General features: G+C 69.4%; 7 protein-coding genes. 6 read left to right on the top strand and 1 reads right to left on the bottom strand.

What is annotated here, in order from left to right; genetic code table 11:
- The first annotated feature begins 159 nt into the window (after window positions 1–159).
- From BZY54_RS36775 to BZY54_RS36750, 6 genes are all read left to right on the top strand, one after another.
- The gene (locus BZY54_RS36775) at window positions 160–1041 is read left to right on the top strand and encodes a hypothetical protein (protein ID WP_086729651.1); all 882 of its coding nucleotides are present in this window, start codon (window positions 160–162) and stop codon (window positions 1039–1041) included.
- 247 nt (window positions 1042–1288) lie between these two features.
- Window positions 1289–2638 carry a glycosyl hydrolase gene (locus BZY54_RS36770; RefSeq protein WP_158103972.1) on the top strand — a complete coding sequence of 450 codons (1350 nt, stop codon included), beginning with the start codon at window positions 1289–1291 and terminating at the stop codon, window positions 2636–2638.
- A 245-nt stretch (window positions 2639–2883) separates the two neighbouring features.
- The gene (locus BZY54_RS36765; protein ID WP_086729649.1) at window positions 2884–4335 is read left to right on the top strand and encodes a glycosyltransferase family 2 protein; all 1452 of its coding nucleotides are present in this window, start codon (window positions 2884–2886) and stop codon (window positions 4333–4335) included.
- Window positions 4336–4355: 20 nt separating this feature from the next.
- Window positions 4356–5591, top strand: a complete 1236-nt coding sequence (locus BZY54_RS36760; RefSeq protein ID WP_086729648.1) for a glycoside hydrolase family 113 — start codon at window positions 4356–4358, stop codon at window positions 5589–5591.
- A 16-nt stretch (window positions 5592–5607) separates the two neighbouring features.
- A complete protein-coding gene (manB, locus tag BZY54_RS36755; RefSeq protein WP_086729647.1) occupies window positions 5608–6708 on the top strand; it encodes a mannose-1-phosphate guanylyltransferase in 1101 nt (366 codons plus the stop codon).
- A 48-nt stretch (window positions 6709–6756) separates the two neighbouring features.
- Complete coding sequence (locus BZY54_RS36750; protein ID WP_086729646.1) at window positions 6757–8784, top strand: acyltransferase family protein; 2028 nt, start codon at window positions 6757–6759, stop codon at window positions 8782–8784.
- A gap of 303 nt (window positions 8785–9087) precedes the next feature.
- Here the strand turns inward: BZY54_RS36750 and BZY54_RS36740 are convergent.
- A partial coding sequence (locus tag BZY54_RS36740) for a UDP-glucose dehydrogenase family protein (protein WP_107419924.1) occupies window positions 9088–10316 on the bottom strand: 1229 nt, incomplete at its 5' end.

Here is a 10316-nt window from a genome sequence, read left to right as displayed (position 1 = left end):
TACAAAGCGGGGCCCCGGCGATGGCGGAAAACGCCCGGGCACGGTCCGCCGCCGCGTTCCTCGCCGGGGCTCCGCTTTGTACCGGCCTGCACCGAAGGTGCTCGGCGGCCCGCAGCGGGGGACGCCGGCGCTCTCCGGCCCCCGTCTAAGATGCGCCCCATGAGTTATGGGCAGGGGGGCTCGCAGTCCCAGTGGGATCCCTGGAAACCACATTCTCAGCAGTCGTGGAACAGCGGGAGCGACAGCCAGACTCCGGACTGGGCCGCGCTCGCCGAGGCGTCCGAGACGCGCAACAAGCGGCGCCGGCTGCTGTTCGTCGGCGGGGGCGTGCTGGCCACCGTCGCCGTGGGCGCGGCCGTCGCCGTGGCGGTGGTGTCGGCCAACAGCGACGACGACGCCTCCGGGCAGCCGGCCTCCCGGCTGCCCGCCACCGCCACCCTGCCGAGCGGCTCGGCCACGGCCCCGTCCTTCGCGCCCACCACCGCGCCGCCCCCGCTGGATCCCAAGGACTTCATATCCAGCGCCAAGAAGGACACCGCCCCCCTCAGCCCGAGCAATCTCTTCCAGGGCGCCCGGCTGACCGTGGGCGAGAACGTCTACAAGAAGGGCCCCACGGCCGACACGAAGAGCTGCGCCACGGCCGTCCAGGGCACCCTCGCGAAGGTCCTCACCGACAACGGGTGCACCCGCCTGATCCGCGTGACCTACACCAAGGACGGCATCGCCGCCACGGTCGGCGTCGCCGTCTTCGACAGCGAGGCGCAGGCCCTCAAGGCCAAGGGGCAGGCCGACAAGAAGAGCATCGTCAAGCCGCTCTCGGGCAGCGGCGTCAAGGCCTTCTGCGACGGCGCGGTGTGCCGCTCGACGACCAACTCCTACGGCCGGTACGCCTACTTCACCCTCGCCGGCTTCCCCAGCGGCAAGGACGTGACGGCCAAGGACACCGAGGTGTTCCGCACCGGCGACGACCTCGCCGAGTTCGCGTTCCGGCAGATCCGCCGGCGCGGAGTCGTCCAGGCCTCGGCGGCGGCCCAGGGGTAGCCGGGTCCTGCCCGGCACAGCCGTGTGAGACCCTCCCTCGATCAGTGACCGATCGGACACTGGTTCGACACCTGCCCTCGGGGGAAGGACCGCATGACCACGCCGCGCACCTTCGGTATCGATGGCACACAAGGCTCCGGACCGGGCGGATCCACAGGTCGGGACACCGGCCGGGGGCGGCCCCGCAGCACCGGGATCGGCGTCACCGCCGCATGGCTCATCGTGGAACGGATCTAGCACGGTGCGTATGCGAGGGCGGGTCAAGATGCTCGGTGCGGTCACGGGGGCCGCGCTGCTGACGCCGCTGGCCGTGTGGGCCTGGCCGAAGAACCCGCGGAAGGTACCCACCGATCTGCGGCACCGGGATCCGGACGCCACCCCCGCGGCCCGCCGCGTGTACGCACTGCTGGCCGGACTGGAGATCGACGCGCGCCGGGGCCGACCGAGCCGAACGGTGATCGGGCAGCACGTGGAGCTGCACAACGAGCGGTACAACGCGGCATACGGCGACTACCGGGGTACCAAGCCACCGGGCTACTACTACCGCAAGGCCCGGGACATCACCGGCCGCCTGCCCGCCTTCGTCGAGCTCGATCTGGGGCCGGGCTACGGCCGGCCGGGCTGGGCGGTGGGCCAGGCACGGTCCTACTCCCGCGCCTGGCCGAGCTGCCGGCCCATGTGGGGGTACACCGAGGACGCCGTGGACCTAGCCGTGGGTCTGTGGGCGGGGCTTCCCCGGGCGGCCGACGGCTCGTACCGCCCTTCCGGCACGCACACCGATTGCGCCTCCGGCACCGAGGTCGCCCTGCCGCACAACGGCGGCGCCCCGGCCGGCTTCGTCGGATTCTCCTTCCATCAGCCGTATCCGGGCAGCCCGGTCAAGGGCTTCCCGCAGACGCTGCACCGCAACTCCCCCGGTGCGAAGGACTCCGCCTGGTTCGGCCGGGTGATCACCGAGGGCACGGCGGAGCACGGGGCGCTGCTGCGCGACCTGGGTTTTCTCGCCGACCATCTGGGCTACCTGGCCGACCAGGGCGTACCGGTGCTGCTGCGGCCGTACCACGAGATGAACACCGCGCCCGGCCACGGGTTCTGGTGGGCGGGGCAGGATCCGGCCGCGTACCGGACGCTGTGGCGGCTGACGTACGACTTCCTGGTGCGTCGCCGGGGTCTGCACAACCTGATCTTCGTCTGGGCGCCGAATTCCTGGGACGGCTCCTACGGACGGCCGCCCTGGGACTACTACCCGGGCGACGACCATGTCGACGTCGTGGGCGTCGACGACTACAGCGGGAGTCCGGCCCGGCCGTTCGGCGGCGGCGCCTGGACCGAAGTCTGGTACCGCGGTCTGGAGCGGTACGCCAGGCCACGGATCCTCGCCGAGTCCTTCCACGTACCGCTCAACGCGCACCAGCCGCGGACCCTGACCCACACACCATGGGTGCTGTGGACGGTATGGGGCCAGGCGCTGTCGCACGACAACCTCTCCGAGCCGCGCCACAGGAACACTGTGGACGACGTGAAGCGGACCTACGGATCCCCCCGAGTGTTGACCGCCGATGAATGGACATCACTGATCAAGCATCCGCTTGGTTAAACCTTGAACACACATAACTCTTACCACTTCCTTACCTCGAACATACGTGTAAGGATCAGGGTTCCGTTCGGCCAGTGGTTTGGGCGCCCGGGGGGGGCATCTGAGCGGTGAGTGGCCGAGACGCCGATGAAGGCGTCGGGGGGCAGGAACCTGAAAGGAACGTCACGGTGCGCGCACATGCGCCGTGACGGAGATCGCTGCCGCCTCGACGCGCCGTCCGATCTCACGGGAGTTCCGCAGTCGTCATGGCATCGACACTCGTCGACGGGAGTGCGCCGCATTCGCGGCACAATGCGAAACTGGCGGAGCGCACGGCCGCCTGGAGGCCGGGAATCCTGCCGTTCCTGCTGCCCTTCATTCTGCTGGTCGCCTTCGGCCTGTGGACCTACCGGTCCAGCTCGTCGGCGCTGAGCTGGGTGCTGACCATCGTCTGGTCCCTGCCGGTGGTCGGCGTGATGGTCGGCATCCAGGGTGCCCTGCTGATCCGCCGCAGGGTCCGCCAGAGCGACCGGATGACCCCTCCCGCTCCGGCCGACGAGGACTTCCTGATCGTCCTGTGCCCGACCATCGGACGGCACGACACCTACCCCGCGCTGGAGCGCTCGGTCCTCTCGTACGTCGAGCACATGCCGGAGTGGTTTCCGTACCTCCGGGTCGACATCCTCACCGAGGAGGGCTGCGAGGCGGCGGCGGACATCGACCGGCTCGCCGCCTCCCACCCGCTGATCCGGGTGATCACCGTTCCCAAGGACTACGTCCCGGCCAACGGCACCCGCTTCAAGGCCCGCGCCAACCACTACGCCCACGAGCTGCGCATCGCGGAGGGCGAGGCCCTCGACTACGTATGGGTGCTGCACATGGACGACGACACCGGCGTCGGCCCCGACACCGCGTCCTCGCTCGCCCAGTTCATCAACCGGCAGCGCCGGGCCCACCCCGACGAGGCCAAGCACATGGCCCAGGGCATCCTCACGTACCCCCGCGAGAACGCGGTCAACCGCTTCACCTGGCTCGCGGACGCCGTGCGCCCCGCCGACGACATCGCCCGCTTCCGCGCGCTGACCGGGATGGGCACTCCGGCCGCCGGTGTGCACGGCGAGCTGCTGGTGCTGCGCGCCTCCGTCGAGGCCACCATCGGCTGGGACTTCGGCCCCAAGGAGATCGTCGAGGATGCCCGCCTCGCCCTGACCTTCTGCCGCATGTACCCGGGCCGAAGCGACTGGTTCAACGGCCGCTGCTACGGCGCCTCCCCCGCCTCCTCGGCCGACTTCGTGAAGCAGCGCGACCGGTGGGCCTGGGGCCTGGTGGCGCTCTGCTGCAACAAGGCCGTGCCCTTGCGCTACCGCTGGTTCCTGTCGATCTGTGTGGCCACCTGGATCCTCGGACCGCTCCAGCACATCGCCGCCGTGCTGCTGTTCGGCTGGCTCATCAACGACATGAACACCTCGCCCGTGACCCAGTCCGTGGTCATCCTGTGGGCCCTCAACTTCGCCTACGTCATCTGGACGTACTGGGAAGGTCTGCGGCTGAACGCCCTCGCGTCGGTCAGCGGCCGGCGCAAGTGGTGGGAGCCGATCGTCGTGGTCGCTCTCATCCCTGTCTTCTCCGTGCTGGAGGGACTCGGCGGCTTCAAGGGCTTCCTGAGGTTCGTCCGGCGCGAGGAGAACAAGTTCGTCGTGATCGCCAAGCCCGCCTGACCGCCCGGAAGACAACTGACATGCGCTCGCGACTTCCCCTGCTCGCCATCTTCCCGGTGACCGTCCTCACCATCGTGCTGGGTGCTCCGTTCGTCCTCGGCGACCATCCGGTGCGCTGGGAGTCGGGCTCGGCCATGCCCAAGATCGTCGTAGGCGGCGCCGAGGACTCCGCCACCCCGAAGGACGGTGCCGCCGACACGGCGTCGGCTTCCTCCCCGCCCGGTTCTCAGTCCTCCACCGACGCTCTCGAGGTCGCCAAGCCCTGGAAGAAGGGCATGGCGCAGTGGGGCGTGCAGCTCTACTGGGAGGAGGAGAAGCAGAAGCGGTCCGACACGTTCATCGAGAACCAAGCCCGCAAGCAGGCCAAGTACCTCATCGGTCTCGGCGCGAACTCGGTGTCCGTCTCCTTCCCCTTCTTCATCCAAGGCCCCACGTCCAACGAGCTCTCGGCCGGCGCCAAGACACCGTCCCCGGAGCGACTCGCGCGGGTGCTGAAGGTGTTCAAAGACGCAGGTTTCCGCACCACCATCCGCCCGATCATGGACGAAGGGTCCCTGGAGCAGGGGAACGGCTGGCGTGGCAACATCGAGCCCGCCTCGCGCTCCGCCTGGTTCGCCTCGTACAAGCAGTTCATCACCCCGTATCTCGAAGCGGCCGAAGACACGAAGGCGAACACCTTCGTGATCGGCACCGAACTCAACTCCCTGGAGGGCGACCCGGGCTGGGACAGCCTGGTCACCTACGCCGAGAAGAACTTCTCCGGCGAGGTCTCCTACAACGCCAACTGGGACAACTACGTCTCCGGCCGTATCAACATGCCGGTCAACCACCTCGGCGTCGACGCCTACTTCCCCATCAAGGTGCCGGACACCGCACCCGTCAAGGACCTGGTCGCGGGCTGGAACGACTGGCTCGACAAGAAGGCCACCGGCCCGCTGCCGAACATCCTCGTCTCCGAGACCGGCATCGGCGCCATGAACGGCGCCTACCACGCTCCCGGCGACTTCTATGTCAAGCGCACCGTCAACCCCCAGGTGCAGGCCAACTGGTACAAGGCCGTCTGCGAGGTCGTCCAAGACAGGCAGATGCAGGGCATCTACTGGTGGTCGCTCTGGTTCGACGACGACCCGAACACCAGACCCGACGACAAGGTTGCCTCCCGGCTCGACTTCGCCGGACGCCCCCTCACCGAGAAGGCCATCAAGACCTGCTTCGGCTCCGGCTACGCAGGCCCCGGCACCGACACCGCAAGTTGACCGAGCGGAGGCAATCATGCAAGAAGCCATCATCCTGGTGGGCGGCAAGGGAACTCGCCTGCGCCCGCTGACGAACCACACTCCGAAGCCGCTGCTCAACGTCGCGGGCCACTCGTTCATCCGGCACCAGGTGGCCAAGCTGATGGACGCGGGCGTCGAGCACGTGGTGTTCGCCACCTCGTATCTCGCCAGCCTCTTCGAGGAGGAGTTCAAGGTCTTCTCCCAGGATCTGGCGATCTCCTACGCCGTCGAGGACGTCCCGCTCGGCACCGGCGGTGCGATCCGCAACGCCGCGCATCTGCTGCGCGGCGGTTCGGCGGACGCGCCGGTCCTCGTCCTCAACGGCGACATCCTGTCCGGCGTGGACCTGGGCGCCATCCTGGCGCGGCACGAGGACCGGGAAGCGGATGTGACCCTGCACCTCACCCGGGTTCCCGACCCGCGGGCGTTCGGTCTGGTCCCCACCGACGAATCCGACCGGGTGCTGGCCTTCCTCGAGAAACCCAAGACGCCCGAGGAGTGCGTCACCGACCAGATCAACGCCGGCTGCTACGTCTTCAGCCGGTCCGTCCTGGACGCCATCCCGGCCGACCGCGAGATCTCGGTCGAGCAGGAGACCTTCCCGCAGCTCGTCTCCCAGGGGCGGCGTGTGTTCGGCCACACCACGGAGGACTACTGGCGCGACCTCGGTACGCCGCTGGCCTTCGTCCACGGCTCCGCCGACCTGGTCACCGGCAAGGCGACCTCTCCCCTCGTGCCGCGGCCGGTCGAGGCCCTGGTCCATCCCACGGCTGTCGTCGACCCGACCGCCCGTGTCACCGGCGGCTCGACGATCGGCCCGTGTGCCGTCATCGGTCCGCACGTGGTCGTCGACCGCTCCATCATCGGCGCGAGCGTCACGGTGGCCGAGGGCGCACGGATCCACGAGTCCGTGGTGGACCACGACTCCTCGATCGGCAGCGAATCGCTCCTCCGCGAGGTCGTGGTGGGCTGCCACTCGCACGTCGGCGCGCAGAACGAGCTGCCCGCCCAGCTCCGGCTGTCGTGCGGCATCCGCATCCCCACCCAGGGAGTGCGCGTCAGCGGCACCGCTGTCGCCTGCCCGACGGTCCACTGAACTCGTTTGCCTGCCGAACGGCCTGACCGAACAGCAACTGGGAGAACCGTGACCCGCCATCGCTCAACGGCCGCGCAGACGGAGCGTCTTCGCAAGTACCGGCCGGACATTCAGGGCCTGCGCGCCGTGGCCATCATGATGGTGGTCAGCATGCACTGCGGCATACTCGACATCCACGGCGGCGTGGACGTGAGCTTCGTGCTGAGCGGCTTCCTCATCGGCGGCCAGCTCCTCGCCGAGATCGACAAGACGGGCAGGGTGTCCCTGACCAAGTTCTGGGCTCGCCGCTTCCGGCGACTGACCCCGCCCATGGCGCTCGTCATCGTCGGCACCGCGGTCCTGGCATGGATATACGGCAGCCCGCTCAGGTTCCGCTCCTACATCGAGGACGGCCTCAGCGCCTCCCTCAGCTTCCTGAACTGGCGCCTCGTCGAGAACGGCACCGACTACTTCGCCAACGACGGATCGCAGACCCCGTACCAGCACTTCTGGTCGCTGGGCATCGAGGAGCAGTTTTACGTCGCCGCCCCGATCTTCCTCGTCGCGGTGGTCTGGATCAGCCGCAAGATCTTCCGCAACCGCGCCCTGGTCGCGCTGCTCCTGACAGCCGTCATCGCCGGATCGTTCTATCTGGGTTGGTCGAAGACCGCCGAGAACCAGCCGCTCGCGTACTTCAGCACCCACACCCGGATCTGGGAGATCACCTGCGGCGTCCTGCTCGCCCTCGCCGCTCCGCTCGTCTCCCGCATGAACACCGGCCTGGCCGCGGTCATCTCGTGGCTGGGGCTCGGCACCGTGCTCGTCACCGCGATGCTCATCTCCGACGAGACGCCGCTGCCCGGCTACGCGGTGGCCGGCCCGGTCATCGGCGCCGTCATGGTCATAGCCGGTGGCTGCGCCAATCCCCGGTTCGGCGCGGAGCGGCTGCTCGACAATCCCGTCCTCGACTTCGTCGGCAACGTCAGCTACGGCTGGTACCTGACCCACTGGCCGCTCCTGGTGCTCTGGCCATCCATCACCGACCGGGATTTCGCGTTCGCGGAGCGGATGCGCGTCGTCGTCCTCTCGTTCCTGGTGGCCGTCGTCCTGCACTATGCCGTCGAGCGCAAATTCAAGAAGAACGTGTCGCTGGTGACCCGTCCCTGGAAAGGTGTCTTCACCGGCGGATTCACCACCGCGGGCACGGCCGGGTCGATGGTCCTGGCGGCGATCGTCCCGCTGCACCTGGCGACCGCTCCCTCGTCGAGCACGGTCGCGGTCGGGTACACCAGCGAGGCGTCGGTCGAGGCCTCCGTGCACCGCACACAGCTCTCCGCGGCGGTGCAGAGCGTTCTGCAGAGCACACCGAAGAACTCCGCCAAGCACGGCTGCATCGACAATTTCGACGTCACGAAGTTCGTGATGCGCGACGGCTGTGTCGCCGGCGACCCGAAGGGCTCGAAGACCCTTGTCCTCATGGGTGACTCCCACGCGTGGCAGTGGAGCGACACCTACGACGAGGTCGGCAAGGAACTCGGCGTACGAGTGGTGACCATGTCGAAGGGCGGCTGCTCGCCGCAGATCTACCACATCATCAATCCCCAGGTGAACCGCGAGTACACCGAGTGCGACAGCTGGCGCCAGTCGGCCTTCGCGGAGCTCAGGAAGATCCACCCGGACGTCCTCGTCATCGCCGACCGAGCGCGCCGTGAGGCGAACCGGTCCGGCGCCGAGGCCTCGTTCAAGGTGTTCAAGGAGACCGGCGCCAAGCTCGTCTACATGACGGACACCCCGGAGCCCGGCCGGAACATCCCCGACTGTCTTGCCACGCACATCGACAACATCACCCTCTGCAACCGCAAGCAGTGGCAGGCCCTGGAGTACACGCAGTTCCGCGCCATGGAGCGGGAAGTGGCCGAGAAGTACGGCGCGGACATCATCGACACGACGCCCGCGTTCTGCTCCGCGGGCGTGTGCCCGGCGGTCATCGGCGACCAGGTCGTCTACTTCGACAACAGTCACATCACGTCGTCGTACTCGAGGACCCTGAAGCCCTTCCTCCTGCCGGCCCTGAAGGAGATCCTGGCCAAGGCATAGCCCACGTCCCGCACCGCCCCGGCCGGTCTCCGGCCGGGGTGGCCTTGTCACTGCCCCTGGACCCGCAGCCGACGCGCCTGCCACTCACCACCAACTCCTATGGCGGTACGCCTGCTTCACCCTCGCCGGCTTCCCCAGCGGCAAGGACGTGACGGCCAAGGACACCGAGGTGTTCCGCACCGGCGACGACCTCGCCGAGTTCGCGTTCCGGCAGATCCGCCGGCGCGGAGTCGTCCAGGCCTCGGCGGCGGCCGACCGCTAGGCCCCGTCGTCACCGAAGGGCACCGCCCCGGCGACCGTCCGTCACCCCCCCTCGCCCTCGTCGGGCGGAGGACCGCCCAGCGCCCGGAACCGCCAGCCCGCCGCCGTCCAGCGGGTCGCGTCGAGGACACCCCGGCCGTCCACGATCCGCAGCCGGGACACCAGACGCGCCGCCCGTCCCGGGTCGAGCTCCCGGAACTGCGGCCACTCGGTCAGCAGCAGCACCAGTTCGGCCCCGCGCAACGCCTCCTCCACCGACAGGGCGTAGCCGAGCAGCGGGAACGCCTTGCGCGCGTTGTCCATCGCCTCGGGGTCGTAGACCGTCACGTCGGCGCCGTCGAGGTCGAGGCGCGCGGCCACGTTCAGCGCGGGCGAGTCGCGGACGTCGTCCGAGTCCGGCTTGAAGGCGGCGCCCAGCACCGCCACCCGCACCCCGAGGACGGTCCCGCCGCACAGCCCCCGGGCCAGACCGACCACCCGGTCCCGGCGCCGCATGTTGATCGCGTCCACCGCGTGCAGGAATCCCAGGTCCACACCCAGCTCGGCGGCTCGGTGCGCGAAGGCCCGGATGTCCTTGGGCAGGCAACCGCCGCCGAAGCCGACCCCGGCGCGCAGGAACGCCCGGCCGATCCGGTCGTCGCACCCCAGCGCCTCGGCCAGCTTCCGCACGTCACCGCCCGCGGCCTCGCAGACCTCGGCCATCGCGTTGATGAAGGAGATCTTGGTGGCGAGGAAGGAGTTCGCGGCCGTCTTGACCAGCTCGGCGGTGGCGAAGTCGGTGACCACCAGCGGCGTCCCGGCGGCGAGCACGGGCTCGTGGACCTGGCGCAGCAGCCGCTCCGCCCGCCCGGTGCGCACCCCGAACACCAGCCGGTCCGGCCGCAGGGTGTCCTCGACGGCGAAGCCCTCGCGCAGGAACTCCGGGTTCCAGGCGATCTCGACGGCGTGCTCGTCGGCGAGCCGCGCCGCGGTGCCGACCGGCACGGTCGACTTGCCCACCAGCAGGGCGCCCTTGCGCGCGTGCCGGGCGATCCCGGCGAACGCCGACTCGACGCAGCTCAGGTCCGCGCCGTCGCAGTCCCTGCGCTGCGGTGTGCCGACGCACACGAAGTGCACCTGCCCGAAGGCACCGGCCTCCTCGTACGCCGTGGTGAACCGCAGCCGCCCGCTCGCCGTGTGCCGGGCGAGCAGCGCGGCCAGCCCCGGCTCATGGAACGGCGCCCTGCCCGCGCGCAGCGCGGCGACCTTCCCGGCGTCGACGTCGACGCCGA

The sequence above is a fragment of the Streptomyces carpinensis genome (assembly GCF_002154505.1).
Taxonomy (GTDB): Bacteria; Actinomycetota; Actinomycetes; order Streptomycetales; family Streptomycetaceae; genus Streptomyces; species Streptomyces carpinensis.
Note: the sequence above shows the minus strand (reverse complement) of the source record. Positions and strands in the feature narration are given on the sequence as shown.

What these genes read in the sequence shown, in the direction of transcription:
- BZY54_RS36770 (WP_158103972.1), top strand. Translation starts at nt 1,289, where the DNA reads ATGCGAGGGCGGGTCAAGATGCTCGGTGCGGTCACGGGGGCCGCGCTG.
- manB (WP_086729647.1), top strand. Translation starts at nt 5,608, where the DNA reads ATGCAAGAAGCCATCATCCTGGTGGGCGGCAAGGGAACTCGCCTGCGC.
- BZY54_RS36775 (WP_086729651.1), top strand. Translation starts at nt 160, where the DNA reads ATGAGTTATGGGCAGGGGGGCTCGCAGTCCCAGTGGGATCCCTGGAAA.
- BZY54_RS36765 (WP_086729649.1), top strand. Translation starts at nt 2,884, where the DNA reads ATGGCATCGACACTCGTCGACGGGAGTGCGCCGCATTCGCGGCACAAT.
- BZY54_RS36760 (WP_086729648.1), top strand. Translation starts at nt 4,356, where the DNA reads ATGCGCTCGCGACTTCCCCTGCTCGCCATCTTCCCGGTGACCGTCCTC.